This is a genomic window from Dokdonella sp. (assembly GCF_035511235.1).
In the GTDB taxonomy this organism is placed as follows: domain Bacteria; phylum Pseudomonadota; class Gammaproteobacteria; order Xanthomonadales; family Rhodanobacteraceae; genus Dokdonella.
This window is the reverse complement of the sequence record NZ_DATKFQ010000035.1, coordinates 69,306-96,104: the sequence shown is the minus strand read 5'-3', so window position 1 is coordinate 96,104 and position 26,799 is coordinate 69,306. Positions and strand designations below refer to the sequence as shown.

The following is a 26,799-nucleotide window of genomic DNA, read 5'->3' as shown; positions in this document are numbered from 1 at the left end:
GCCGTCGCCTCGGCCTAGACGCGGCCGAGCACGCGCAGCGCGCCTTTCTCGATCAGCTCGGCCGCGACCGCGCGGCCGAGGGCTTCCGACGCGTCGGCTTCTCCGCGCGCCTCTCCGCGCAGCACGGTGCCGTCGGCCGCGTCGCCGACCAGGGCCCACAGATGCAGTCCGCGATCGGTCTCGATCGCCTGCGCGGCGAGGGCGACGTTGCAGCTGCCGGCCAGCGCGTGGCCGAACGCGCGCTCGGCGTCGACGCAGCGGCGCGTCGATGCATCGTCGAGCGGCGCCAGCAGCGCCGCGACGCGTGCATCGCCTTCGCGCATCTCGATCGCGATCGCGCCCTGCGCGGCGGCCGGCAGCCACTGAGGCGCGGCCAGCCGGGCGCGGATCCGCGCACCGAGGCCGAGCCGCTCGAGACCGGCGCAGGCCAGCACGATCGCCTCGTACTCGCCCGCGTCGAGCTTGGCCAGCCGCGTATTGACGTTGCCGCGCAGGTCGAGCAGCCGCAGGTCGGGCCGCAGCGCGCGCAGCTGCGCCTGGCGGCGCAGCGAGGAGGTGCCGACACGCGCGCCGGTCGGCAGGTCGTCGATGCGCGCGCAGGCCGCACTGACGAACGCGTCGGCCGCGTCGGCGCGCTCGAGCACGCAGCCGATCGCGAAGCCGGGCTCCAGCGTCATCGGCACGTCCTTGTACGAGTGAACGGCGATGTCGGCCTCGCCCTGCTGCAGCGCGACCTCCAGCTCCTTGAGGAACAGCCCCTTGCCGCCGATCTCGGCGAGCGGGCGATCGAGAATGCGGTCGCCGCGCGTGGTCATCGGCAGCAGCTCGACCTCGAGGCCCGGATGGGCGCGGCGCAGCAGCGCGGCGGCGTGTTCGGCCTGCCACAGGGCCAGGGCGCTGCGACGCGTGGCGATTCGGAGCACGTTCAAAGGTTCTTCACCAGTTTGCGCAGCCCTGGCAGGCTGCGGCGGCTGACTTCCAGTTCGACGCCGTCGGCGTCGAGGCGGGCGAGGGTGCGGCCGTCCGGCGTGCGCAGCAGGCCGACCAGGCGATCACGCGCGACCAGGCAGTTGCGGTGGATCCGCACGAAGCGGTCGCCGAATTCCTCCTCCAGATCCTTCAGCGGCTCCTCGATCAGGACCTGGCCGCGCGCATGATGGATCACGACGTACTTGTCCTCGGCCTGCAGGTAGGCAACCTCACCGATCGGCACCAGCACCAGGCTGCCGCGCACGCGCGCGCACAGATGCGTGCGCTGCCGCTCCGGACCGCTGCCGCCGGCGCGGCGCAGCTGCTCGCCGCCGTAGCGGCGCGCGCGGTCGAGCGCCTGCCGCAGCCGTTCGGCGCGCACCGGCTTGACGATGTAGTCGATCGCATGGACGTCGAACGCGGCCAGCGCGTGCTCGTCGTAGGCGGTGCAGAACACGACCGCCGGCGGCGCTTCCAGCGCGGCCAGATGGCGCGCCGCCTCGAGGCCGTCCATCGCCGGCATGCGGATGTCCAGCAGCACCACGTCCGGCTGCAGCGCCGGCGCCGCCTCGAGCAGGGCCGCGCCGCTGCCGGCCTCGCCGACGACCCGGGCGCCGTCGATCTCGCCGAGCAGGGCGACCAGGCGCTCGCGCGCCAGCGGCTCGTCGTCGACGACCAGCACTTTCATCGGACGCGCACGCTCATTGCGCGGGGACGTTCATCGGGGACTCCAGCGGCAGTCGCACGATCACGCGGAAGCATCCGTCGCCGGGCGCGGCGATCAGCGCTGCGCGATCGCCGAAATGGTAGCCGATGCGCGCGCGGATGTTGTCGATCGCATGGCCGTTGCCGGCGCGCCGCACGGGCTGCGCCGGGCACGGATTCCCGATCGCGATCTCCCATCCGCCGTCCACGCGCCGGCCGGTCAGGTCCAGCGTTCCCCCTTCGGGCAGCGGCTCGATGCCGTGGTGGATCGCGTTCTCGACCAGCGGCTGCAGCAGCAGCGGCGGCAGCGCGTACGCGCGCGGCAACGCATCCAGATCGCGCCGTACGGCCAGACGCGGTCCCAGCCGCAGCGACTCGATGCGCAGGTAGTGGTCGACGCGCTCGAGCTCCTCGCCGAGCGTGCCGCGGGCGCCGCTGGCGCCGAGCGCGGCCCGGAACAGGTCCGACAGGTCCTCCACGGCGCGTTCGGCGTCGGCCGGCCGCGTGCGGATCAGGCTGGCGATCGTATTCATGCTGTTGAACAGGAAATGCGGCCGGATCCGCGCCTGCAGCGCGTCGACCTGCGCCTTGGAGGCGGCCCGCACGCGTTCGCGCCACTGCTCGATCACGAACAGGTAGCGCAGCAGCGCCGCGCCGATCAGCGCGCACAGGACGGCATTGGCCGGCACGAAGCGCGCCGCCGCGGCGCCCGAGCCGGTCAGGCCGAGCGCGAGCGCGCGATCCATCGTCTGGATCAGCAAAGCGGCCAGCGTGGTGACGCCGATCATGACCAGCCAGGCGATCAGCAGGCCGCTGCGCGGCGTCAGGCGGTCGAGCGCGCCGCGCAGCGAGCACAGCACGACCGCATTGAGCAGGCCCAGCCATTGCAGATAGACGCTGACGATGCCGAGCCGCATCAGCGTCGCGCCGTCAGCGCCGGGCGCGAGCACGACGATCAGCGCGACCAGTTCGGCGACCAGCATGACCGCGAACAGCGTCGGCAGGCTGCAGAACGGCGGCAGCCAGCGATGGTCGTCGGCGTCGCTCACCGGTGTTCCCCTCCTCGTCCGGCGTCGATGGTAGCGCCGCCGCGCGCCGGCTTAGCGGCCGCCGGTCACGCTGCCAGACGCCGGCCGATCCACGCGCGCAGGTCGGCGATCTCCTCGGCGCAGACCTGATGCGCCATCGGGTAGCTGTGCCAGTCCACCGTGTAGCCGTGCTGACGCAGGAAGTCGCGGCTCATCGTGCCGAGGCCCTCGGGCACGATCGGATCGGCGCTGCCGTGCGCGAGGAAGATCGGCGTGTCGCGGTTGTCGGCCGCGGCCTCGGCCGGCAGCGTGGCCATCAGCGGCAGGTAGCCGGACAGGCCGACGATGCCGGCCAGCCGGCGCCGCTGGCGCAGGCCGCCGGCGAGCGCGACCGCGGCGCCCTGCGAAAAGCCGGCGAGCAGGATCGACGCCGGCGCGATGCCGCGCTCGATCTCGCGCTCGATCAGCGCGTCGAGCTCGCCGAACGAGGCGCGCAGGCCGGTTTCGTCCTGGCGGTCGGCGATCGCCGTGCCGGCGATGTCGTACCAGGCGCGCATCGGCATGCCGCCGTTGATCGTGACCGGCCGCACCGGCGCATGCGGAAACACGAAGCGCAGCGGCGGCCAGTCGCGCGCGACCAGTTCCGGTACGATCGGCTCGAAATCGTGACCGTCGGCGCCGAGGCCGTGCAGCCAGATCACCGCGTGGCGCGGCTGAGGGGCGGTTTCGATGTCGACGGTCGGCAGCGGCATGCGGGGAAGCCCGGTATCGAGAGGGGACCGCAAGGCTGCCCGATGCGGCCGGTGCTGCCAAGCCGTGCCGCGCACGGCGCGTCCGTCGGCAGGGCCGATCGGGGCGGGGAACCGTCCTCCTGCGTGGAGGACGTCCGGACAGCGGGACGAAGCTCAGTATGCGGACATCGATCCGGACGAGGCCGGCATGAGCCGGCGCATCGAGCCCGGCGCCGGCCGGCGCGCCGCGCTGCGCGGCTGGCTCGCGGCTGCGGCCGTGCTGGCCGGGCTGCTCGCGGAGCCGGCAGCGGCGTTCGATGCGCAGCGCCGGCTCGCTCAGCTCCATCAGACAGCCTGGACCGTCAAGGACGGCGCGCCCGGGCAGGTCGGCGCGCTGGCGCAGACCGGCGAGGGCTATCTCTGGCTCGGCACGCAGGGCGGTCTGTTCCGGTTCGACGGCGTGCGCTTCGAGCGCTTCGAGCCGGCACCGAGCCAGGCGTTTCCGTCGACCAGCGTCTCGAGCCTGTTCGCGCCGCCGGCCGGCGGACTGTGGATCGGCTTCCGCTACGGCGGTGCCAGCTTCCTCCGCGACGGCCGCATCGTGTCCTATGCCGAATCCGACGGTTTCCCGACCGGTACCGTGTTCGGCTTCGCGGCCGGTCGCGACGGCGCGATCTGGGCGGCCACGTTCCGCGGTCTGGTGCGCTTCGACGGCACGCGCTGGACGCGCGTCGGTGCCGACTGGGATCACCCCGAGCAGCGCATGCGCACCGTGTTCGCCGATCGTGACGGCACGGTCTGGTCGGTCACCGACGAGGCGGTGTTCTCGCTGCCGGCCGGGCAGCGCCGTTTCGTCCGCCAGCCGTGGCCGGGGGCCGCGGTCAACCAGATCGCCCAGGCCGCCGACGGCCGGCTCTGGGCGCGCGATGCCGCCGGGCGGGTCCGTCCGCTGGCCCCGGGCGGGCCGGGCGGTATCGCGCTCGAGGCGGCCGGACTGCTGTTCGATCGCGACGGCGGTCTGTGGATCGCCGGCGAGGGCGACGGCCTGTGGCGCGTCGCGCATCCGGAGCGGCTGGGAGACGGCGTCTCCGTCTCGCGCGGCGATCCGCGGCTCGAGAACCACTCCGAACGGCAAGGCCTGAGCGCCGACTACGTCGGGCCGCTGCTCGAGGATCGCGAGGGCAATCTCTGGGTCGGCACCAGCCGCGGACTGGACCGCTTCCGTGCCAGCCGCCTGGTGCCGGCCGGCTTTCCGAGCGGCTCGTACGACTTCGCGCTGGCGCCCGGCGCCGGCGGCGCGGTCTGGGCCGGCACCAAGAACCGGCCGCTGATGCGGCTGGACGGCGCGGTCACGCCGTTCCCGGGCGTCGACCGGATCAGCTGCGCGTATCGCGACGGCGACGGAACGCTCTGGTTCGGCGGTTCGTCCGGCCTCTGGCGCGTCGGCGAACGCGGGCCGGTTGCGGTGGCGGCGCTGCCGCCGGAGGCGAACGACTCGGGCGTGCAGGCGATCACGCGCGATCGCGCCGGCGCATTGTGGGTGTCGCTGAACGTGCCCGGCGTGTTCCGCTGGCACGACGGACAGTGGACGCGTTTCTCGAGCGAGCCCGAACTGCTCGGGCGCGCCTCGCCGCTGGTCATGATGACCGATGCCGAGGGACGGCGCTGGATGGGGTTCTCGCGCAATCGCATCGTGCTCGCCGATGCCGCCGGACCGCGCGTGCTGTCCTCGTGGGAGGGACTGGACGTCGGCAACGTGACCGCACTGCTGCAGGCGCGCGATCGCGTCTGGGTCGGCGGCGAGCGCGGCCTGGCGCACGTGCTGGACGGCCGTTTCGTGCGTCTGCGCGCGGCGCACGGCGAGCCGTTCACCGGCATCTCGGGCCTGGTCGAGACCGCCGGCGGCGACCTGTGGCTCAACGGCAGCCGCGGCGTCGTCGCGATCGGCGCGGCCGAGATCGCCCGCGCGCTGGCCGATCCGTCGCATGCGGTCGACTACCGGCTGTTCGACTTCCTCGACGGCCTGCCGGGCCTGCCGGACCAGTTCCGGCCGCTGCCATCGGCGGTCGCCGGCGACGACGGCCGGCTCTGGTTCGCGACCGCCAGCGGCGTGGTCTGGATCGATCCGGCGCGGATCGAACGCAACGCGCAGCCGCCGCCGGTGCTGATCGAATCGCTGCAGGCGGACGGACGGTCTTTCGCGGTATCGGGCGAGCCGCGCCTGCCGGTCCGGGCCGGAACCGTGCAGATCCGCTACACCGCGCCGAGCCTGTCGATTCCCGAGCGCGTGCGGTTTCGCTACCGCCTGCAGGACGTCGATACGCAATGGCAGGAAGCCGGCACGCGGCGCGAGGCGTTCTACACCCGGCTCGCACCGGGCCGCTACCGGTTCGAGGTGATCGCGGCCAACGAGGACGCGGTTTGGAGTGCGCAGCCGGCGGCGATCGCGTTCGTCGTGCCGCCGGCCTTCGTGCAGACGCCGGGCTTCGTCGTCCTGTGCGCCGCGGCCGTGCTCGGACTGGTCTGGATCGTCTATCTGCTGCGGCTCGAGCGCATGGCCGACCGCCTGCGCCTGCGCCTGCACGAGCGGCATCAGGAGCGCGAGCGGATCGCGCGCGAGCTGCACGACACCCTGCTGCAGAGCATCCAGGGCCTGATCCTGCGCTTCCAGGCGGCGCTCGACCGGATGCCGGCACTCGATGCGCAGCGCGAGACGCTCGAGGCGGTGCTCGACCGCGCCGAACAGGCGCTGGCCGAAGGCCGCGATCGCGTGCTCGACCTGCGTGCCGACGGCGATGCGGTCGACCTGGCGCAGGCCCTGGCGCGGGTCGGCGCGCAATGGGCCGGCGAGCCGGCGCCGGCGTTCCGCGTCGTCAGCGAAGGCCCGGTGCGCCGGCTCGACCCGCTCGCGCGTGAAGAGGCGTACTGGATCGGTCGCGAGGCGATTCTCAATGCGTTCCGGCACGCCGCGGCCCGGCGCATCGAGGTCGAGATCGCCTACGAACCCGGCGGCCTGCGCCTGCGCTTTCGCGACGACGGCCGCGGCATCGACGCGGACCTGCTGCAGGCCGGCGGCCGGCCCGGTCACTGGGGGCTGCGCGGCATGCACGAGCGCGCCGAGCGCATCGGTGCCCGGCTCACGGTCTGGACGCGCGGCGGGTCGGGCACCGAGGTCGAGCTGTGGATACCCGCCGCCACGGCCTGGCCGGTACGCGGCTGAGACCGGGCGGGCCGGGCGTCGCGGCCGGCGTCGATCCGGTCATGCCGGTGAGGACGGCGGCTTGATACGATCGCCGCCCCGCGCCCTGCGTTCGCCGATTTCGTCCCCATGTCCGCGCCGCTGTCTCCGCTCGACGCCCGTTCGCGCCGCGACCTGCTGCTGTTCTTTCTGATCGCCTTCGTCGTGCTCGCCGCCGGCATGGGGCTGCGCGACCCGTGGCCGGCCGACGAGCCGCGCTTCACGCTGGTCGCCGAGCAGATGGTCGAAAGCGGGGAGTGGCTGATCACCCATCGCGGCAGCGAGCTGTACTCGGACAAGCCGCCGCTGTTCATGGCACTGCAGGCTGCCGCGTACGAGCTGACCGGTCACTGGCGCATCGCGTTCCTGCTGCCGTCGCTGCTCGCATCGCTCGGCACACTGTTCCTGGTCTACGACGCGGGCCGGCGATTGTGGGGCACCCAGGCCGGGCTGATCGGCGCGGCGGCGCTGCTGGTGACGTTCCAGTTCGTCTATCAGGCCAAGCGCGCGCAGATCGATCCCACCGTGACGTTCTTCATCACGCTCGCCAACTACGGCCTGCTGCGGCATTTCCTGCTCGGGCCGGACTGGCGCGCGTACTGGCTCGGCTGCTTCGCGGCGGGCCTGGGCGTCATCACCAAGGGTGTCGGCGTGCTGGCGCTGCTGATGTTCGTGCCGTTCGCGTTCGCGCGCTGGCGCGGCTGGCCCGGCGTGGTCTCGGGCGGCGCGGCCTGGCGCTGGCTGGCCGGTGCGCTGGCGTTCCTGGCCGCGATCGCGCTGTGGATCGTGCCGATGCTGCTGGCCGTGCACGCCAGCGATTCGCCCGAGCATCGCGCCTACATGAACGACATCCTGTTCCGCCAGACCGCCGGCCGCTACACCGATTCCTGGGACCATCACAAGCCGGCCTGGTACTACCTCGGCGTGATCGCGGCCAGCTGGCTGCCGCTGGTGCTGGCGCTGCCGGGCCTGCTGCCGCGCTGGTGGGCGCGGCTGCGCGCGCGCGATGCGCGCTTCCTGCTGCCGCTGGCCTGGATCGTGCTGATCGTGCTGTTCTTCACGCTGCCCAAGGGCAAGCGCGACGTCTACATCATGCCGGCGCTGCCGATGCTGGCACTGGCAGCCGGTCCGCTGCTCGCCGAGGTGATCGGCCAGCGCTGGCTGCGTTGGGCGGCATTCGGTCTGAGCGCCGTGCTGGCGGCGCTGTTCCTGTCCGGCGGCATCGCCGCGCTCGGCGGCGACTGGGCGCGCGCCAACGAGCTGGTGCTGCAGCGCGGGCTTCCGGATGGTGGCCGGTCGCTGTGGCATCTGATGATCGCGATCGGCGTCGCGGCGCTGGCCGCGGTCATCGTGTTCCGCGTGCGCCGCGCGGTCACCGGCCTCGTCGTGCTGCTCGCCGCGATCTGGCTGCTGTGGGGGTTCTGGGCCTATCCGGTGCTCAATGCCTCGACCTCGGCCTCCGATGTAATGCGCCGGACCGAGCAGATCGTCGGCGACGGCGAACTCGGTCTGGTCGCCTGGAAGGAGCAGAACCTGCTGCTGCTCGACAAGCCGGCGACCGACTTCGGCTTTCTCAAGCCGTGGCACGAGCAGCTCGGTGCCTCGATCCGCTGGCTGGAGACGGCACCGGAGCGGCGCTGGGTGTTCGTGCTCGGCAAGGCGATGGATCCGTGCGTCGATCGCGCCAAGGCGATCCATGTCGGCAACGCGAACCGCCGCGAATGGTGGCTGTTCCGCGCCGACGCGGTCGCGCCGGCCTGTCGCGGCGGCCAGGTCCCGGTGATCGGCGAGGAGGACGCCGACTCGCCGAACGAGGAATAGCGCACCGGCGAAACCCGGGCGCGGCACGCCGCAACCGGATCCGGCCCGATCGGGATGGCCCGGCCGTGCGCATGCCGGCGGGCACCGCGTGGCACCTGCGCTGGCAGCGGCCCGGGCCGCTGCGTAAGATGCCCGGCCCGCACCCGGAATTTGCGGTCGCGCGTCGGCCTGCCGATGCCGCGGCCACCGCTCTCGCATGCGCCGCCATCTGCTCTTCGGTACCGAGCTCTATGCCTTGCCGATCCTGCAGCCGATCGCTGCGGCGGCGCGCGCGCAGAACGCCGAGGTGGCCTGGTTCCTCGACGGCGGCGCCGCCGGCCACGCCCTGCCGTCCGGCGAGCTGCGTCTGCGCGACGTGGCGGCGGTGCGGCGCTGGCGGCCCGATGCGGTGTTCTCGGCCAGCAATGACGTGCCGCACGTGTTCCCGGGCGCCAAGGTGCAGGTCTTCCACGGCTTCAGCGTCGGCAAGCGCAGCGAGGGCCGCGGCCATTTCCGCATCCGCGGCTGGTTCGATCTGTACTGCACGCAGGGACCGGCGACGACGCGGCCGTTCCAGGCGCTGGCCGACCAGCTCGGTCATTTCGTCGTGGCCGAGACCGGCTGGCCGAAGCTCGATCCGCTGTTCGCGGCCGGCGACGCGGCCGCCGGCCTGCGCGCCGCGGCCGGCGGCCGGCCGGTGGTCATGTATGCATCCACGTTCACCGAGCGGCTGACCTCGGCGCCGGCGCTGATCGACGAGATCGCGCGGCAGATCGCGACCGGCGAGCGCTACTGGCTGCTGACCCTGCATCCGAAATCCGCACCGGAATGGATGGTGCGCTATCGCGCACTGGCCGGCCCGCACGCGCAGTTCCTCCAAGCCGATGCGCTGATTGCGATGCTGCGCGCGGCCGACGTGCTGGTCTGCGACACCTCCTCGGTGGTTCCGGAGTTCGCGCTGCAGGGCAAGCCGGTCGTGACGTTCCGCAACAATGCGGTGCAGCCGTACATGATCGACATCGGCGAGGCCGGCGCGCTGGAGCCGGCGCTGCGCCGTGCGTTCGCGCCCGAGCCCGCGCTGCGCAGCGCACTCGACACGCTGTCCGCGCAGATCCACCCGTATCGCGACGGCCGCTCGTCCGAGCGCGTGCTCGCGGCGACCGAGGATCTGCTGGCCGGCCGCATCCGGCCGCGCGCCGCGAAGCCGGCCAATCGCCTGCGCAAGCTGCAGTCGCGCCTGCATCTGCGCTATTTCGGACCGGCCGGCTGAGCCGGCGGCCGCAGCAGCGGTGACGGCCGCCGGCCCGGGTAAGCCGGCGGCGCCGCCAGGATCGTGACCGATGGCCCGCTGCCGCGCGCGCGGCAGCTGCGCTATGCTGCATGTCTCCTTTTCGCAACGCAGGTTCGCCGTGGCCAATCCGCACGTTCTCGTCGTCGACGACGAGCCGGACATCCGCGCGACGGTCAAGGAAGTCCTCGAGGACGAAGGCTATTCGGTCAGCGTCGCCGAATCGGCGGCGGCCGCGCGCGAGGCGCGCCGCCAGCAGCGCCCCGACGTGGTCCTGCTCGACATCTGGATGCCCGGCGTCGACGGCATCAGCCTGCTGCGCGAGTGGGGCGAGCGCGGCGGCCTGCCCGGCCCGGTCATCATGATGAGCGGCCACGGCACGATCGAGACCGCGGTCGAGGCCACGCGCCTGGGCGCCTGGGATTTCGTCGAAAAGCCCATTTCGCTGGCCAAGCTGCTGCTGACGATCGAGCGCGCGCTCGAGGCCGGCCGGCTGCGCCGCGAGAACGAGGGCCTCAAGAGCCGCTTGCCGGCGCCGGCCGAGCCGATCGGCTCGAGCGCGGTCATGCAGGCGCTGCGCGCGCAGCTCGACCGCCTGGCGACTCACGACACCGGCGTGCTGATCCAGGGCGAGGCCGGCACCGGCAAGGAAATGCTGGCGCGCTGGCTGCACGAGCGCAGCGCCCGGCGCAGCGGCCCGTTCGTGACCGTGGCGCCCGGCGCGATCACCGGCGAGCACGTCGCCAAGGCGCTGTTCGGCACCGAAGACGGCGGCACCGTCGAGTACGGACTGATCGAGCAGGCCAAGGGCGGCACGCTGTTCCTCGACGAGGTCGCCGAGCTCGACCAGGAGCTGCAGCAGCGCCTGTCGAGCGTGCTCGACCGCCGCGCGGTCCTGCGCTGCGGCGGCAGCGAGGCGGTCGCCACCGACGTGCGCGTGATCGCCGCGACCGCGCAGGATCTCGAGTCCCTGGTCCGCGACGGCCGCTTCCGCGAGGAGCTCTACTACCAGCTCATGGTGGTGCCGCTGGCGGTGCCGCCGCTGCGCGAGCGCGCCGAGGACATCCCCGAGCTGCTGCGCTACCACGCCGATTTCTTCGCCGCGCGCGACAAGCTGCCGTACCGCAATTTCCCGGTCGCCGCGCAGAACCGCCTGCGCCATCACGCGTGGCCGGGCAACCTGCGCGAGCTGCGCAACCTCGTGCAGCGCCTGCTGATCCTCGGCAGCTCGCCGGACGTGACGCTCGAGGAGGTCGACCAGGCGCTCGGCAGCCTCGCCGCGGCGCCGGCCGCCGACGCGCCGAAGGGCGAGCGCGGCGAGTTCGCGGTCGACTTCTCGCTGCCGCTGCGCGAGGCGCGCGAGCAGTTCGAGCGCGCCTATCTGCTGCATCAGCTGGCGGCCGCCGGCGGCAGCGTCGGCCGGCTCGCCAAGGCGGTCGGCATGGAGCGCACGCATCTGTACCGCAAGCTCAAGGATCTGGGCGTCGATGCCAAGGCTTCCTCGCGCGACGAACCGGCCTGATCCGGCACGGCGCTGCGTGCGCAGCGTCATCGCGCTGCGATATCGTCGCTGAATCGCCAGGCGGCGCCGCGGAACGTCCCGGCATCGCGCGCGTTCCCATGCGCGCCTCGATCCTTCTTTCCCTTCCCCCCAGGAGTCAGCCCATGTCCCTCTCCGGAAAAGTCGCCTACGTCACCGGTGCCGCCAGCGGCCTCGGCAAGCGCATCGCCGAGGTCTACGCCGCCCACGGCGCCGCCGTCGCGATCGCCGATCTCAATCTCGAGGGCGCGCAGGCCGCGGCCGCCGAGCTCGTCGCCGCCGGCGGACAGGCGATCGGCGTCAAGGTCGACGTCACCCGCGAGGACGAGGTCGAGGCCAGCGTCGCCGAGACGATCAGAACCTTCGGCAAGGTCGACATCCTGGTCTCCAACGCCGGCATCCAGATCGTCAAGCCGGTGCAGGATTTCACCTACGAGGAATGGCGGCGGATGATCGCGATCCATCTGGACGGTGCGTTCCTGACCACGCGCGCCTGCCTCAAGGACATGTACGCGCGCGGGCAGGGCGGCGCGATCATCTACATGGGCTCGGCGCATTCCAAGACCGCATCCAAGCTCAAGGCGCCGTACGTCGCCGCCAAGCACGCCCTGCTCGGTCTGGCCCGCACCGTGGCCAAGGAGGGCGGCCCGGCCGGCGTGCGCGCCAACGTGATCTGCCCGGGCTTCGTGCGCACGCCGCTGGTCGAGAAGCAGATCCCCGAACAGGCCAAGGAACTGGGCATCAGCGAGGAAGACGTCATCAAGAAGATCATGCTGGCCGAGACCGTCGACGGCGAGTTCACGACGGTCGAGGACGTCGCCGCGGTCGCGCTGTTCCTGGCCGGCTTCGAAACCAATGCCCTGACCGGCCAGAGCCTGCTGGTCAGCCACGGCTGGGTCATGGAATGAGCGCGGTGCGCCCGCGCCGCCGTGCCGCCCAGCCGGCGCCGCGGCGCGACGCGACGCCGGCCGGCATCGCGGCCGCATCGTACGAGAAGATCGCCCTGGTTCTGCAGGGCGGCGGTGCGCTCGGCGCCTACCAGGCCGGCGTCTACGAGGCGCTCGACGAGGCCGGCCTGCGTCCGGACTGGTTCGCCGGCGTCTCGATCGGCGCGATCAACGCGGCGATCCTGGCCGGCAACGCGCCCGAGCAGCGCGTCGAGAAGCTGCGCACGTTCTGGGACACGATCAGCCTGCCGGCCGGCCCGTTCGGCGCCTCGCTGCCGTGGATCAACCAGCTGATCGAATCGATCCCGCTGGGCGCCGGCGCGCCGTTCGGCGCCGCGCTCGAGGAGGCGCGTCTGACTTGGCTCGGTGCGACCAGCGCGGTCGGCGCCCTGCTGCAGGGTCAGCAGGGCTTCTTCCAGTCGCGCGCGCTGTCGCCGTTCCTGTTTCGCGACGGCAGCGCCGCGGCGACCAGCTTCTACGACGTCGCGCCGCTGCGCCAGACGCTGGAGCGGCTGGTCGACTTCGACCGCATCAACGACGGCGCGACGCGGCTCAGCGTCGGCGCGGTCAACGTGCGCACCGGCAACGTCGTCTATTTCGACTCGCGCGAGCGGCCGCTCGGGCCCGAACACGTGATCGCCTCCGGCGCGCTGCCGCCGGCGTTTCCGGCCGTCGAGATCGACGGCGAGCATTACTGGGACGGCGGCGTGGTCTCCAATACGCCGCTGCAGTACGTGCTGTCGGACACGCCGCGTGCCGACACGCTGGCGCTGCAGGTGGACCTGTGGAGCGCGCGCGGCGAGCTGCCGCACTCGATCCTCGACGTGCTCGAGCGGCAGAAGGACATCCAGTATTCCAGCCGCACGCGTCTGGGCACCGACACGATGGAACGGCTGCAGAAGCTGCGCGCGGCGCTGCGCGAGCTGATCGAGCGTGCCGGCGCCGACGCGGTGCCGGCCGGCGTGCTCGAGCACCTGCAGCCGTGGATCTGCGATCGGGTCTACAACGTGATCCACCTGATCTACCGCAGCAAGCCGCACGAGGAGCAGTACAAGGACTACGCGTTCGGCCCGGTCGCGATGCGCGATCACTGGCAGAGCGGCGTGGACGACATGCGCCGTACGTTGGCCCACGGCGAATACTTCGAGCCGCCCACGCGCGAGCAGACCGTGGTGACCCACGACGTGCACCGCGACGAGTTCGTGCCTAGGCGGGCGCGATGATCGAGCGCTTGCGCGCGCAGATCGGCGGGCCGCGCGACGGCGCGCTGCTGCGCTACTCGCTCGGCAACGCGCTGCTGGCCGCCGGCGATGCCGCCGCGGCGGCCGAGGCGCTGCGCGCCGCGGTCGGTTTCGATCCGGCGTACTCGGCGGCCTGGAAGCTGCTCGGCCGCGCCCTGGAGGCCTGCGCCGATCGCGACGGCGCGCGCGAGGCCTGGCGGCGCGGCATCGCGGTCGCCGCGGCGCGCGGCGACGTGCAGGCCGGCAAGGAAATGACCGTGTTCCTGCGCCGCCTCGAGCGGGGTCAGGGCTGAGCGCGCGGCCGGCTGCGCTCAGAGGCGCGGCGCGTTGCGGCCGACGCGCGCCAGCAGCAGCACCGGGATCAGGCCGGCTGCGACGATGATCAGTGCGGCGATCGCGCCTTCCTCGTAGGTGCCGCGCGCGGCCTCGGCGTAGAGGCGCGTCGACAGCGTTTCGAGGTTCAGCGGACGCAGCAGCAGCGTGGCCGGCAGTTCCTTCATGCAGTCGACGAAGACCAGCAGCGCCGCGGCGGCGACGGCGGGGCGGATCAGCGGCAGGTGGATGCGCCGCAGCACGCCGCCGCTGCGCTCGCCGAGCGTGCGCGCGGCCTGATCGAGCGCCGGCGCGACGCGGCCGAGTCCGGCCGCGATGCCGCCGCTGGCGACCGCGAGGAAACGCACGCTGTAGGCATAGACCAGGGCGGCGCCGGAACCGAGCAGCAGCAGCCCGCCGGCCACGCCGAACCAGCGCTCGCCGGCGTCGGCGATCAGGCCGTCGAGCGCGCCGAGCGGAAACAGCAGGCCGATCGCCAGTACCGTGCCCGGCAGCGCATAGCCGAGTCCGGCGATGCGCTCGGCGCTGCGCGACCAGGCGCCCGGCGCGACGCGCGCGGCATAGGCGACGAGTAGTCCGAGCAGCACGGTGGCCGCGGTCGCGACGGCCGACAGCACGACGGTGTCGAGCGCAGTGCGCAGCAGGCCGGTCGGAAAGCCGGCGAAGCGCACGCGCTCGATCGTTTCCACGACCAGGTACGCGGTCGGCGCGACGAAGCCGATCAGCACCGGCACGGCGCCGAGCGCGAGCGCGCCGAGGCCGGAGGCACCGTGCAGGCGCTGCGGCGCCATCCGCCGTGCGCGCTGTGCCGAGGCCGCGTAGCGCTGCCGGCGCCGTCCGCTGTGCTCGAGCGCGAGCAGCGCGGCGACCACGGCCAGCATCGCCAGCGCGATCTGCGCGGCACCGGCCAGGTCGGCGCGATTGACCCAGGTCGAGTAGATCGAGATCGTCAGCGTGCGCGCGCCGAGAAATTCCGACGCGCCGACGTCGTTGATCGTTTCCATCAGCGCCAGGCTGGTGCCGACCGCGATCGCCGGCCGCGCCAGCGGCACCGCCACGCGCACGAACACGCCGCCGCGACCGGCGCCGAGCGAGCGCGCCGCCTCGAGCAGGCTGGCCGACTGCATCAGGAACAGCGCGCGCGTCGTCAGGTAGACGTACGGATACAGCACGAAGCCGAGCACGAACACGCAGCCGCCGAGCGAGCGGATCTCCGGCAGCCGGAATGCCTGCGGGCCGGCCAGCCCGAACAGCTCGCGTACGAAGCTCTGCACCGGCCCGATCGGATGCAGCAGGTCCATGTACGCGTAGGCGACGATGTAGGTCGGCACCGCCAGCGGCAGCAGCAGCGCCCAGTCGAGCACGCCGCGGCCGCGGAAGTCGTAGGCGGTCACCAGCCAGGCGCTGCCGGTGCCGAGCAGCACGACCAGAACGCCGACGCCGGCCAGCAGCACCGCGGTGTCGAACAGCGTCGGCGGCAGCACGTGCGCGAGCAGATGCGGCCACAGGCCGGCGTCGCCGCCGAGCGCGGCGACCAGCAGGGCCAGCACCGGCACCAGGACCAGCGCCGCGATCAGGCCGGTCGCGATGCGCCAGCCGCGCAGGCCGTGGCCGCGGGACGGCGGGTTCGCTTGCATCGGGCGTCGCGCGCGCGGATCAGTTGTCGAAGCCGATCCTCTCGGCGAGCAGGCTGGCCGCCTTGCGGTGGCGCGCGATCTCGGTCAGCGGCAGCGAGTCGGGCTCGAGCGTGCCGAAGCCGGCGATGATCGGATCGGCGGCGACGTCCGCGCGGACCGGATACTCGAAATCGATCGTCGCGTAGATCTTCTGCGCGGCCTCGGACACCAGATAGTCGAGCAGCTGCACCGCCGCCTCGCGGTTCGGCGCGTGCCGCGCGACCGCGGCGCCGGAGACGTTGACCTGGGTGCCGCCGCCCTCGAACGTCGGCAGCACGACGCGGATCGCATCGCCCCATGTCTGCTGTTCGGGACCGCCCTTGCCGCTGCGCATGCGGCCGACGTAGTACGAGTTGGCGATGCCGATGTCGCACAGTGCGCCGAGGATGTCGCGCGCGACCTCGCGATCGCCGCCGCCCGGCTTGCGCGCGAGATTGGCCTTGACGCCTTTGAGCCAGGTCTCGGCGGCCGCTTCGCCATGGTGGGCGATGTAGGCGGCGATCAGCGCGGTGTTGTACGGATGCAGGCCCGATCGGATGCAGATGCGGCCCTTCCATTGCGGATCGGCGAGTTCCTCGTAGCGGATCGCGGTCAGGTCGGTGCGATCCTTCGACGCATACAGGACGCGCGCCCGCAGCGACAGCGAGAACCAGCGGCCATCCGGATCGCGCAGCTGGGCCGGAATCGCGCGCTCGAGCGTCGGCGACTTCACCGGCTGCACCAGATCCTTGTCGACCAGGTCGATCAGATTACCGATGTCCACGGTCATCAGCACATCGGCCGGCGAGCGGCGCCCTTCGGCGGCGACGCGTTCGGCGAGGCCGTCCTTGACGAAGACCGTATTGACCTTGACGCCGCTGTGCGCGGTGAACGCATCGAGCAGCGGCTGGATCAGGCCGGGCTCGCGCGTCGTGTAGAGATTGACTTCGGCGGCCGCGGCGGCCTGGGCGCCGAACGCGGCGGCAAGGCTCAGCAGCAGCTGCGCGCTGCGGCGGCGAAGGCGAGAGGACATCGTCATGGGCGTACTCGTCATCGTGGGAAAGGGGAGGGGGCGGCGGGATAGATCAGCACGTGCGCGGCGTCGACCGCGAGCCCCAGCGCCGTCCCGGGCCGCAGCGGCGTGCCGGCCGCGTGCCGGCGCAGTCGCAGCGGTTGCGCCAGACCGTCGAGCGCGATCTGAAGCTGCTCGCTCTCGCCGAGGAACACGCGCTCGATCACCTGGCCGCGCACCGCATCGGGCGCGTCGGCCGGCGCCAGGTCCTGCGGCCGCACGCAGACGCGCACGGCGGTGCCGTCGGCGAAGTCCGGCGCGGCGAAACGGCCGAGCGGCGTCGCGACCGCGCCGTCGCGGCAGACGGCGGGGATTTCGTTGAGATCGCAGAAGAAGCGCGCCGCGAACAGCGTCGCCGGCGTCCGGTACAGCGTTTCGGGCGTGTCGTCCTGTTCGACGCGGCCGCGGCGCAGCAGCACGATGCGGTCGGCGATGCGCAGCGCTTCCTCCGGGTCGTGCGTGACGATGACCGCGGTCGTGCCCGCCTCGCACAGCACCGCCAGCGTGTCCTCGCGGACCTGGTCGCGCAGGCGGCGGTCCAGGTTCGAGAACGGCTCGTCCATCAGCAGGAGCCGCGGCTGCGGCGCCAGCGCGCGCGCCAGCGCCACGCGCTGCTGCTCGCCGCCCGACAGCGTGTGCGGATACGCATCGGCGTGCGTCTGCAGGCCGACGCGCGCCAGCGCCGCCAGCGCGATCGCACGGCGCGCAGCCGCGCGGCCCTCGCGCAGGCCGAACTGCACGTTGGCCAGCACGCTCAGGTGCGGGAACAGCGCGTAGTCCTGGAATACCAGGCCGATGCCGCGATGCTCGGCGGCGAGGTGGCGCCGTGGCCCGCTGACCTCCTCGCCGTCGAGCAGGACGCGCCCCGCCGTCGGACTTTCAAGGCCGGCGATCAGGCGCAGCAGGGTCGTCTTGCCGCAGCCCGAGTGGCCGAGCAGGCAGACTGTTTCGCCGGCCGCGGCCTGCCAGCTGACGCCGTCCAGCGCGACGCGGTCGCCGTAGACCTGGCGCAGGTTCTCCACCGCCAGGGCGGCGGCACGCGACCCCGACCGCAGGCCGCGGGACTCGGAGGCGGGCGCCGCTGGCGGCTCGTCTGCCCGGTTGCTGCGCATGAGAAAACCTTGCGGGAGTGACGGGGATTCGATGCGGTGCGCGATGCGCACCGACCGCAGCTGGCTCGACCGGCGGGGAGCTGGCAGGCGACGCGCAGGGGGCATCGCGGGCGGCCCTGCATCCTACCGCATCGATGCCGCGCGGACACCGGCGTCGGCCGGTCCATTCAGTCCTCGTCGCCGGCGGCCGCAGCCGCATACGGGTTGGGCTGGCCGTCGGGCTGGATCGAATAGCGCTTGTAGGTCCACTGGTACTGCGTGAACGCGATCCGCACGCAATCCTCGACACCGCGGTTGAGCGCGGCGCAGGCGACGCCGAGATCGGCATCGGCGATGCCGGCCGGTGCCGGCAGCAGGTGGATGCGAAAGCCCGCGCCGTCGGGCAGGCGTTCGGCGAACGCGAACACGACCGGCGCGCCGGTGTGGCGGGCCAGCCGCGGCAGCAGCACCATCGTCATCGCCGGTATGCCGAAGAACGGCGCGAACTCGCCTTCGCCGCGCTTGGGGCGCTGGTCGGGCAGGATGCCGACCACGCCGCCGGCGTTGAGACGCCGATACAGCGCACGCACGCCGGCGCCCTCGGCGCGGACCTGCTCGACCTGCAGCGCGCCGCGCGCCTTGAGCAGCAGCGGCTCGAAGTACGGACGCTGCGGCTGCCGGTAGGCGATCGACAGCGGCATGCGCTCGGCCAGCCAGTAGTTCAGCAATTCCCAGCAGCCCAGGTGCGGGGCGGCGATGATCAGGCCGCGGCCGGCCGCGCGCGCCGCTTCCAGGTGTTCGAGTCCGCGCACCTCGCGGACCAGGCCCAGCGCACGCTGCGGCGAGCCGGCCCAGACGATCGCCACCTCGGTCATCGACTTGCCGGTCTCGCGCAGCACGGCACGCGCGATGGCCTGTCTGGTTTCGGCGCTGTCTTGCGTTAACAGCAAGGAGAGATTGCGCTCGGTGACCCGGCGCAGCCGCCCGTCGAGCAGCCAGATCAGGCTGCCGCAGGCACTGCCGAGCCGGTGCAGCGTCCGCAGCGACAGCCGGCCGAACAGCCGCAGGCCGCCGTACAGCAGCGCGAGAAACGGGGAGAGTCGAGGCGTGGTCATGATCGAACCCGCGATAGTAGGGACTCGCCGCCGAAAAGCCGACCCCCGGGCCGTGCTCGGGCCGGCCCCGCCTGCCGGTGGCGGGCCGCCGTCGCGCCGGTCCGGGTTGACCGTGCCGCGCGGCAGCGGCGAGGATGCCGGCCCGTCCGATGGAGCCCCTCGTGATCGCCCTGATCCAGCGCGTCAGCCAGGCCAGCGTCAGCGTCGACGGCGAGACGGTCGGCCGGATCGGTGCCGGGCTGCTGGCCCTGGTCGCGGTGCAGCCGCAGGACGGTCAGGCGCAGACCGGGCGCACGCTCGAGCGCCTGCTCGGCTACCGCGTCTTTGCCGACGCACAAGGGCGCATGAATCGCTCGCTGCGCGACACCGGCGGCGGCCTGCTGCTGGTGCCGCAGTTCACGCTGGCGGCCGATACGCGCAGCGGACTGCGTCCGAGCTTCACCGCGGCGGCGACGCCCGAACACGGCCGGCACTGGTTCGAGCGCCTGGTCGAGCAGGCGCGGGCCGCACACGCCGACGTGCAGACCGGGCGCTTCGGCGCGCACATGCAGGTCGCGCTGACCAACGACGGCCCGGTCACGTTCTGGCTGGAGACGCGCTGACCGCGCGGCCGCCCCGGGCCTGGAAAAGGGCCGCAGCGGTCCCATCTGTAGCCGGGCAGGCTCCCCGGACCCCGCCCCCCGATGTGAATTTCCGTTGCGGGATGACGGGCGGGGCCGCCGTTTGGCGTTCTCCAGAACCAGGCCCGGCCGTCCAGCCGGGGCGGCGCGCGGCCGGGCCGGATCGCCCGCGCCACCCTTGACACCGTTTCTATACTCATTTCCTTTGCCTTCCCGGGATCACCACCTACATGGCCAGCGAGCACAACCAGGAGCAGCAGTCCGAGATCAAGACCCTGATCATCAAGGGTAAGGAGCAGGGCTACCTGACCTATGCCGAAGTCAACGACCACCTGCCCGACGACATCGTCGATCCGGAGCAGATCGAGGACATCATCGGCATGATCAACGACATGGGCATCGAGGTTCACGAGATCGCCCCGGATGTCGAGCTGCTGCGTCCCGATGCGCCGGCCAGCGCCGACGACGAGACCGCCACCGAGGAGGCCGTCGCCGTGCTGAGCGCGGTCGACGCCGAGGTCGGCCGCACCACCGATCCGGTGCGCATGTACATGCGCGAGATGGGAACGGTCGAGCTGCTGACGCGCGAAGGCGAGATCGCGATCGCCAAGCGCATCGAGGAAGGCCTCAACCAGGTCCAGTCGGCCCTGGCGAGCTTCCCGTGGTCGATCCAGCTGCTGGTCGAGGAATACGACCAGCACACCGAAGGCAAGAAGCGCCTGTCCGAGGTCATCGCCGGCTTCGCCGACATCGAGGAGCCGAGCGTCGAGGTCGCCGAGGCCGAGGTCGCCGGCTCCGACGAGGAGGTCGAGGAGGACGAGGAGGAGGCCGAAGGCGAGGAAGCCGGCCCGGGCGACACCGGTCCCGATCCGGTCGAGGTCGCGCGCCGTTTCGACGAACTGCGCCAGGGCTACGCGAAGTTCCAGAAGGCGGCCGAGAAGCACGGCCTGGCCGACCGCAAGACGCAGAAGCTGCGCGAGCAGATGGCCGAGGAGTTCCTGCGCCTGAAGCTGCCGGCGGTCATGGTCGAGGCGCTGGTGCGCAAGCTGCGCGACGTCGTCGCCAACATCCGCCACCACGAGCGCGCGGTGATGGACGTGTGCATCAAGCAGGCCAAGATGCCGCGCAAGGACTTCCTCAAGCTGTTCCCGACCAACGAAATCAATCTGGAGTGGGCCGACGAGCTCGCGCGCAAGCGCCAGAAGTGGTCGCCGGCGGTCAAGGCGCACCGCGACGACATCGTCGCCGAGCAGCAGAAGCTGGTCGCGATCGAGAAGGGCCTGTTCCTGTCGGTCGCCGACATCAAGGAGATCAACCGCGCGATGTCGATCGGCGAGGCCAAGGCACGCCGCGCCAAGAAGGAGATGGTCGAGGCCAACCTGCGTCTGGTGATCTCGATCGCCAAGAAGTACACCAACCGCGGCCTGCAGTTCCTCGACCTGATCCAGGAAGGCAACATCGGCCTGATGAAGGCCGTGGACAAGTTCGAATACCGCCGCGGCTACAAGTTCTCGACCTACGCGACCTGGTGGATCCGCCAGGCGATCACGCGCTCGATCGCCGATCAGGCGCGCACGATCCGCATCCCGGTGCACATGATCGAGACGATCAACAAGCTCAACCGCATCAGCCGGCAGATGCTGCAGGAGATGGGGCGCGAGCCGACGCCGGAGGAGCTGGCGGTCAAGATGGAGATGCCCGAGGACAAGATCCGCAAGGTGCTCAAGATCGCCAAGGAGCCGATCTCGATGGAGACCCCGATCGGCGACGACGAGGACTCGCATCTGGGTGACTTCATCGAGGACACCAGCATCGTCTCGCCGGTCGAGTCCTCGACCAACATCGGCCTGATGGAGACCGTGCGCGACGTGCTGGCTGGTCTGACGCCGCGCGAGGCCAAGGTGCTGCGCATGCGCTTCGGCATCGACATGAACACCGATCACACGCTCGAGGAGGTCGGCAAGCAGTTCGACGTCACGCGCGAGCGGATCCGTCAGATCGAGGCCAAGGCGCTGCGCAAGCTGCGCCATCCGAGCCGCTCCGAGCAGCTGCGCTCGTTCCTCGACATCGAGTGAGCGGTCCCGGCGTCTGATGAAAAAGCCCGCTTCGGCGGGCTTTTTCGTTCCGGCGCGCGTCGGACGCCGTATCGCTCCATCCGATCCAAGACCGAGCGGCCGGCGCCGGGCCGGTCCGTCAGCGGTCGGCCAGCCGCTCGCGCAGAGCGTGCAGCTGATCGGCGAGCAGCTGCGCGCCGCCGCGATCGACGTGGCGGCGCAGCGCGCGTTCGGCTTCGTCGAGCGCCTCTAGCGCCGCGTCGCGGCGGCCCTCGGCCAGCGCCACAGCCGCGGTTGCGCGCGCTCTGACCGCCGGCTCGACCAGGCCGCCACGCGCCTGCTCGATCCAGGTCCGCGCCCGGCCGGCATCGCCGCGGTGTGCGGCCTCGAAATACGCCAGCTCGATCGCATAGGCCTGACGCAGACCCTGCGGGATCTCGTCGATGCGCGCGGCGATCCGCTCCAGCGCGCCTGCGGCGCCGGCCGGGTCGCCTCGGTCGCTGGCGATCGCGTAGTCGAAGAAGTGCAGTCCGGCGCTGCACAGCGCGTCGCTGCCGTCGTCGAGCGCATGCGCACGTGCGAGGGCGGCGCCGTCGAGATCGCGTGGCCGGGTGCCGGACAGGCTCTGTGCCGACAGCGCGGCAAGCACGATGCGCAGCTGTGCCGCCGGGCTGCCGCGGCGCAGCTCGCGCCACTGCGCACCGTCGTTGAGGAAACCGCCGATCCGCAGCGGGATCGCGGTGATCGCGAACAGGAAGCAGGAGACCACGGCCACCGCACCGCCGTAGAGCGCGATGCGCCCGCTCGCGGCCACCAGCACGCCCAGTCCGGCACCCGCCAGCAGCAGGCTCGCCAGCGGTCCGCCGGCGATCATCGACTGCAGCTGCGGCGCCACCGGGCGCGCCCCGGCCGGCACCATCGCGGTCAGTCCGCCGAACACGCCGGGCCGCAGGAACAGCCCGAGCCGCCATCCGCTCGGATCGCGGGTCAGGCGCAACGGGCCGACCGTCATCAGCACCAGGCGCATGCCGCCGATGCGGCCGCCGGTCCAGTGTCCGGCCTCGTGGACGAAGACGGCGGCCAGCCAGACGGCGAGCACCCCGGCGATGTCCCAGGGCGACAGCAGGCCCGTCAGGCTCCAGCCGGCATGGCGTGCCGCGTAGCGGCCGAGCAGCACGCCGCTCGCGCCGCTGGCGAAGGCCAGGGCGAACATGCCCAGCGGGCGGAGCGCGCGTCGCCGCGGCGACGCGGAGGCGGGCGGTACTGCGGAGGGTGCGGACATGCGGGCCAGCATAGCCGCCGCCGGGCGACCGCACCCGTGTCGCTCGGCATACTGTAGGCCGTCCCCGCAGGAGCAGATGCCGATGAGACCGTTCGCCTGGCTGCTGCCGCTCGCGTTCGCAGCGTGCGCGCCCGCTGCCCGTGTCGCCGATCCGCCCGGACCGCCGGAGCGCGCGGTGCTGATGCGCCACCACTGGTCGCTGGAGGACGCCCGCGACGCCGGCGGCGCGCGCATCGGCGCGCTGTTCGCACGCCCGCAGCAGCCGCTGCAGATCGACTTCGACGAGACGCGGCTGGCGATCGACCACGCCTGCAACCGCATCGGCGGCGCCTACGCGCTCGCCGACGGCCATCTGGTCGTCGAGGACCTGGTGCAGACGATGATGGCCTGCGCCGATCCGGCGGTCGCCGGCCTCGATGCGGCGATCGGCGACCGTCTGCGCGGCCGCTCGGCGCTGACGCTGCAGACGGCCGGCAGCGTCCCGGCCCTGCTCCTGGTCAACACACACGGCGATCGGCTGCGCTTCGCCGGCCGGCTGACCGCGGCGGCGCGCTACGGCGATGCCGGCGAACGCATGTTCTTCGAGGTCGCGCCGCGCACGGCCGCCTGCGCCGACTCGACGGCCGGCGTCGGCGCCTGCCTCAACGTGCGCGAGCGCCGCTACGACGCGGCGGGTCTGGCCGTCGGCGAGCCCGGCCCCTGGCAGATCCTGCGCGAGCCGATCGAAGGCTATGCGCACGAGAACGGCGTGCGCAGCGTGCTGCGCGTGATGCGCTACCGGATCGCCGATCCGAAGCCGGGCATGCCGCAGACCGCCTATGTGCTCGATGCGATCGTCGAGTCGGCGGTCGTTACGCCCTAGCGCCGCCCGCGTCGCGGCGCGGTGCGCGGCTGCCGCCGATCCGCGCATCGCAGGCCCGGCTTGTGCCGGCGGCGATCTCCTGCCGCGCAGCCGTGACCAGTGGTGCCGCCGACGAGACGTGTCGCGGGCGCAATGGCGCCGCCCGCGAACCCGGTCGCCTTTGCAGTCGCTGGCCCGCGTGCGAGAATCGGCCGCTTCGGGCCGTTAGCTCAGTCGGTTAGAGCAGGGGACTTGGAGGAGCGGACCTAAACGCCTCGGCGCACGGTCGGTTCCGCACGGGTTGCTCGGGATAGGCGCGTCCTGTCCCGCAGTAGAACTTCTCAAATTCGGTGGACGCTAACGCGGCAGCGCCGCCATGCCAACGCCGAGCGAAGCTCCCGCGAGGGAGAACGTGTAGAGACTCGACGGGAAGGCCGAAAGGCAAGACAGAGTCCAGACCACGAACCGGAAACGGGCGGCGAAAGCCGAAGTGGTACGCATAATCCCTTGGTCGTAGGTTCGAGCCCTACACGGCCCACCATCTTCGCTCGGCGGCTCCGGTCCGCGCCGGCCCCGTGCATCGCATGCCGCCGCGCGGCGCGGGCGGACGTCACGGCCTTCGCCGCGGTGCGCATCGGACGCAGGCCGGCCGGTTCGGCTGTGAGCGAGGCGGACCTTCGGCTACGCTAGTGTCTTCGTCGTTCGCCGGTCATCGCCCGTGACGCCCGCCTTCACCACGCCCGATCTGTGCGACGCCCACCCCGATCGGATCGAGGTGGCCGAGCCGCTGTTCCGCAGCTACGGCGGCCGCAGCGCGTTCGCCGGGCGCATCGTCACGGTGGCCTGTTTCGAGGACAACTCCAAGGTCAAGGAACTGGCGGCGCAGCCCGGCGACGGACAGGTCATCGTCGTCGACGGCGGCGGCTCGATGCGCTGCGCGCTGCTCGGCGATCAGATCGCGGCCGCCGCGGCCGCCAACGGCTGGGCGGGTCTGCTGATCAACGGCTGCGTGCGCGACGTCGACGCGCTCGGCCGGCTTGCGCTCGGCGTGCAGGCGCTCGGCACCCATCCGCGCAAGACCGACAAGCGCGGCCTCGGCGACGTCGACGTGCCGGTGCGCTTCGCCGGCCTGCGTTTCGTGCCCGGTCTCTGGCTCTACGCCGATCTCAACGGCGTCATCGTCGCCGACGGCGATCTGCTGTCGGCATAGCGGCAGCCCGGCGGTCCGTCCGGGCCGCCGATCGCCCCGGCCGCGCCCTCGGCCGGGCGCAATCCGGGATCGGTATACCTCCTCGAACCTCCTGCGCAGGCTTGATGGCCGATGCCGCCGCTGCCGGCGCCGGCGCGCTCGCGCCGGGCCGCTCCATGGCGGGTTCGCGATGGCCTAAGTCATTGGCTGAACGTCACGAATCGTCACGGGATTTTCCTTGACAGGTCCCGGAGCGCGACATAAGGTGGGATGTAGTGGTGTTTTGTGGTGTTTTGTGGCCAGAGCCTCGCGAAAAACATGTTCCAGGGCGAAACCGCAGTCACGCTCGACGAGAAGGGCCGGGTAGCGATACCCGCGGCTCACCGGGAGGCCGTCGCGCGCGTCAGCGGCAACCGCCTGGTCGTCACCTACAACCCTTTCGAGCACGGCTGTCTGTGGATCTTCCCCGAAAAGGAATGGGAGCGGGTGCGCGACGAGGTCAATGCGCTGCCGAGCGTCAAGGCGGTGCATCGCAATCTGCAGATGAAGCTGGTCGGTGCCGCGGCTCACGTCGAGCCGGACGGCAGCGGCCGCGTGCAGTTGCCGGCCAGCCAGCGCGGTGCGGCGGGACTGGAGAAGAAGGCCGTGCTGCTCGGCATGGGCAACAAGTTCGAGTTGTGGAGCGAGCAGGCGCACCTCGCCAAGATCCGCGAAACGATCGGCGAGGCGCAGATCACGGAGGACATGGAAGACCTGCGCTTGTGACGGATCGGCGAAACGAGGCGGTGAGCGGCCAACAGCACCTGCCGGTGATGCTGGCCGAAGCGGTGGAGGGCCTTCGCGTGAAGGCGGACGGGATCTATCTGGACGGCACGTTCGGTCGCGGTGGTCACGCGCGCGAGGTGCTCGGCCGGCTCGGGCCGCAAGGCCGCCTGCTGGTGATGGATCGCGACCCGCAGGCGATCGCCGCGGCCACCGATGCGTTCGGCGCCGATCCGCGCGTGCGGATCCGGCACGGCAGCTTCGCGGAACTCGCGCAGTGGCCGGAAACGCAATCGGGCCTGGACGGCGTGCTCTTTGATCTGGGCGTCTCCTCGCCGCAGCTGGACGATCCGGCGCGCGGCTTCAGCTTCCAGGGCGACGGACCGCTGGACATGCGGATGGATCCGACGCGCGAACCGAGCGCGGCGACCTGGCTGGCCGAGGCCGACGAACGGACGATCGCCGACGTGCTGTGGCGCTACGGCGAGGAAAAGCTCAGCCGGCGCATCGCCCGGGCGATCGTCGCGCGCCGTGCCGAGGCGCCGCTGGCGACGACCGGCGAGCTGGCCGCGCTGGTGGCGCGGACGATCGGCCATCGCGAGCGCGGCAAGCATCCGGCGACGCGGACGTTCCAGGCGCTGCGCATCCACGTCAACGACGAGATGGGCGCGCTCGAGCGCGGTCTGGAGGCAGCGCTCGAGCGGCTGCTGCCGGGCGGGCGTCTGGCCGTGATCAGTTTTCATTCGCTGGAGGATCGGGTGGTCAAGCGCTTCATCCGCGGTGACCGGTCGCAGCCGCAGGTGCGGCGCGGGCTGCCGCCGGTCGAGGCGGCGCCGTGGGCGCTGGAGGCGGTCGGCAAGGCGCAGTTCGCCGGCGCGGCGGAGCTGGCGGCCAATCCGCGGGCACGCAGTGCGGTGCTGCGCGTCGCGGAGAAGCGCTCGTGATCGTCCGCGTGCTGGTCATGACGGCGCTGTCCGCGGCCGTGGTCGGCAGCGCGATCGGCGTGGTCTACGCGCGGCAGGAAAGCCGTCAGCGCTTCGTCGAGCTGACCCGGCTGACCAACGAGCGCGACGATCTGAATTTCGAGTTCGGCCGTCTGCAGATCGAGCAGGCGACCTGGACGGAGAACAACCGGGTAGAGCAAATCGCCCGCGCGCGGCTCGGCATGGTGTCGCCGACCGCCGCGGAAACGGTCGTCATCAAACGGTGAACGTACGGTGAGGGGAACCACTCCCGCGCACAACGCCCGGCATCGCGACCGGGCGGTCCTCGCGACCGGCCCGTCGCGTCGTGCCCGG

Annotated in this window: 23 protein-coding genes; 14 read left to right on the top strand and 9 right to left on the bottom strand. The window is 72.1% G+C overall.

Annotated features, from left to right (window positions below; all coding sequences use genetic code 11):
• Positions 1-14: 14 nt before the first annotated feature.
• The 4 genes from hemC to VMR06_RS14690 all read right to left on the bottom strand — a co-directional run bounded on the left by hemC (position 15) and on the right by VMR06_RS14690 (position 3,454).
• Positions 15-929, bottom strand: a complete 915-nt coding sequence (gene hemC, locus VMR06_RS14705; RefSeq protein WP_325377615.1) for a hydroxymethylbilane synthase — start codon at positions 927-929, stop codon at positions 15-17.
• Complete coding sequence (locus VMR06_RS14700; RefSeq protein WP_325377613.1) at positions 926-1,657, bottom strand: LytTR family DNA-binding domain-containing protein; 732 nt, start codon at positions 1,655-1,657, stop codon at positions 926-928. The genes hemC and VMR06_RS14700 overlap by 4 nt, the downstream gene beginning before the upstream one ends.
• 13 nt (positions 1,658-1,670) lie before the next feature.
• Positions 1,671-2,723 (bottom strand): sensor histidine kinase, encoded by a 1,053-nt coding sequence (locus VMR06_RS14695; protein WP_325377611.1) that lies wholly within the window; start codon positions 2,721-2,723, stop codon positions 1,671-1,673.
• Positions 2,724-2,788: 65 nt separating this feature from the next.
• On the bottom strand, positions 2,789-3,454 hold the full coding sequence (locus VMR06_RS14690) for a carboxylesterase (protein ID WP_325377609.1): 666 nt from the start codon (positions 3,452-3,454) through the stop codon (positions 2,789-2,791).
• A gap of 187 nt (positions 3,455-3,641) precedes the next feature.
• Here VMR06_RS14690 and VMR06_RS14685 point away from each other — a divergent pair, with 187 nt between their 5' ends.
• The 7 genes from VMR06_RS14685 to VMR06_RS14655 all read left to right on the top strand — a co-directional run bounded on the left by VMR06_RS14685 (position 3,642) and on the right by VMR06_RS14655 (position 13,780).
• Positions 3,642-6,653 (top strand): sensor histidine kinase, encoded by a 3,012-nt coding sequence (locus VMR06_RS14685; RefSeq protein ID WP_325377606.1) that lies wholly within the window; start codon positions 3,642-3,644, stop codon positions 6,651-6,653.
• Positions 6,654-6,761: 108 nt separating this feature from the next.
• A complete protein-coding gene (locus VMR06_RS14680) occupies positions 6,762-8,492 on the top strand; it encodes a glycosyltransferase family 39 protein (RefSeq protein WP_325377604.1) in 1,731 nt (576 codons plus the stop codon).
• Positions 8,493-8,688: 196 nt separating this feature from the next.
• Positions 8,689-9,741, top strand: coding sequence for a CDP-glycerol glycerophosphotransferase family protein (locus VMR06_RS14675; protein WP_325377601.1), 1,053 nt, complete (start codon positions 8,689-8,691; stop codon positions 9,739-9,741).
• 139 nt (positions 9,742-9,880) lie between these two features.
• The gene (locus tag VMR06_RS14670; RefSeq protein ID WP_325377599.1) at positions 9,881-11,281 is read left to right on the top strand and encodes a sigma-54 dependent transcriptional regulator; all 1,401 of its coding nucleotides are present in this window, start codon (positions 9,881-9,883) and stop codon (positions 11,279-11,281) included.
• Positions 11,282-11,424: 143 nt separating this feature from the next.
• On the top strand, positions 11,425-12,207 hold the full coding sequence (locus tag VMR06_RS14665; RefSeq protein ID WP_325377596.1) for a 3-hydroxybutyrate dehydrogenase: 783 nt from the start codon (positions 11,425-11,427) through the stop codon (positions 12,205-12,207).
• Positions 12,204-13,469, top strand: coding sequence for a patatin-like phospholipase family protein (locus VMR06_RS14660; RefSeq protein ID WP_325377594.1), 1,266 nt, complete (start codon positions 12,204-12,206; stop codon positions 13,467-13,469). The genes VMR06_RS14665 and VMR06_RS14660 overlap by 4 nt, the downstream gene beginning before the upstream one ends.
• Positions 13,466-13,780: a hypothetical protein gene (locus VMR06_RS14655; RefSeq protein ID WP_325377592.1), complete on the top strand. Its 315-nt coding sequence runs from the start codon at positions 13,466-13,468 to the stop codon at positions 13,778-13,780. The genes VMR06_RS14660 and VMR06_RS14655 overlap by 4 nt, the downstream gene beginning before the upstream one ends.
• An 18-nt stretch (positions 13,781-13,798) precedes the next feature.
• Here the strand turns inward: VMR06_RS14655 and VMR06_RS14650 are convergent, their stop codons facing one another.
• From VMR06_RS14650 to VMR06_RS14635, 4 genes are all read right to left on the bottom strand, one after another.
• Positions 13,799-15,457 carry an iron ABC transporter permease gene (locus VMR06_RS14650; RefSeq protein ID WP_325377590.1) on the bottom strand — a complete coding sequence of 553 codons (1,659 nt, stop codon included), beginning with the start codon at positions 15,455-15,457 and terminating at the stop codon, positions 13,799-13,801.
• A 19-nt stretch (positions 15,458-15,476) separates the two neighbouring features.
• Positions 15,477-16,508 carry an extracellular solute-binding protein gene (locus VMR06_RS14645; RefSeq protein ID WP_325377588.1) on the bottom strand — a complete coding sequence of 344 codons (1,032 nt, stop codon included), beginning with the start codon at positions 16,506-16,508 and terminating at the stop codon, positions 15,477-15,479.
• Positions 16,509-16,525: 17 nt separating this feature from the next.
• A complete protein-coding gene (locus tag VMR06_RS14640) occupies positions 16,526-17,569 on the bottom strand; it encodes an ABC transporter ATP-binding protein (RefSeq protein WP_325377586.1) in 1,044 nt (347 codons plus the stop codon).
• A 257-nt stretch (positions 17,570-17,826) separates the two neighbouring features.
• Positions 17,827-18,753: a lysophospholipid acyltransferase family protein gene (locus VMR06_RS14635; protein ID WP_325377584.1), complete on the bottom strand. Its 927-nt coding sequence runs from the start codon at positions 18,751-18,753 to the stop codon at positions 17,827-17,829.
• Positions 18,754-18,914: 161 nt separating this feature from the next.
• Here VMR06_RS14635 and dtd point away from each other — a divergent pair, with 161 nt between their 5' ends.
• Positions 18,915-19,355, top strand: coding sequence for a D-aminoacyl-tRNA deacylase (dtd, locus tag VMR06_RS14630; RefSeq protein WP_325377582.1), 441 nt, complete (start codon positions 18,915-18,917; stop codon positions 19,353-19,355).
• A 248-nt stretch (positions 19,356-19,603) separates the two neighbouring features.
• The gene (gene rpoD, locus VMR06_RS14625) at positions 19,604-21,448 is read left to right on the top strand and encodes an RNA polymerase sigma factor RpoD (protein ID WP_325377580.1); all 1,845 of its coding nucleotides are present in this window, start codon (positions 19,604-19,606) and stop codon (positions 21,446-21,448) included.
• 118 nt (positions 21,449-21,566) lie between these two features.
• On the opposite strand, the gene VMR06_RS14620 is transcribed toward rpoD, so the two are convergent.
• Positions 21,567-22,640 carry a hypothetical protein gene (locus tag VMR06_RS14620; RefSeq protein WP_325377578.1) on the bottom strand — a complete coding sequence of 358 codons (1,074 nt, stop codon included), beginning with the start codon at positions 22,638-22,640 and terminating at the stop codon, positions 21,567-21,569.
• A 151-nt stretch (positions 22,641-22,791) separates the two neighbouring features.
• Between VMR06_RS14620 and VMR06_RS14615 the strand changes: the two genes are divergently transcribed.
• From VMR06_RS14615 to ftsL, 5 genes are all read left to right on the top strand, one after another.
• Complete coding sequence (locus VMR06_RS14615; RefSeq protein WP_325377576.1) at positions 22,792-23,571, top strand: DUF4377 domain-containing protein; 780 nt, start codon at positions 22,792-22,794, stop codon at positions 23,569-23,571.
• 697 nt (positions 23,572-24,268) lie between these two features.
• Positions 24,269-24,760: a ribonuclease E activity regulator RraA gene (gene rraA, locus VMR06_RS14610; protein WP_325377574.1), complete on the top strand. Its 492-nt coding sequence runs from the start codon at positions 24,269-24,271 to the stop codon at positions 24,758-24,760.
• A gap of 297 nt (positions 24,761-25,057) precedes the next feature.
• Positions 25,058-25,504 carry a division/cell wall cluster transcriptional repressor MraZ gene (gene mraZ, locus VMR06_RS14605; protein ID WP_325377572.1) on the top strand — a complete coding sequence of 149 codons (447 nt, stop codon included), beginning with the start codon at positions 25,058-25,060 and terminating at the stop codon, positions 25,502-25,504.
• Positions 25,505-25,524: 20 nt separating this feature from the next.
• A complete protein-coding gene (rsmH, locus tag VMR06_RS14600; protein WP_325377570.1) occupies positions 25,525-26,445 on the top strand; it encodes a 16S rRNA (cytosine(1402)-N(4))-methyltransferase RsmH in 921 nt (306 codons plus the stop codon).
• Positions 26,446-26,462: 17 nt separating this feature from the next.
• Positions 26,463-26,711 (top strand): cell division protein FtsL, encoded by a 249-nt coding sequence (gene ftsL / locus VMR06_RS14595; protein WP_325377735.1) that lies wholly within the window; start codon positions 26,463-26,465, stop codon positions 26,709-26,711.
• Positions 26,712-26,799 lie beyond the last annotated feature (88 nt).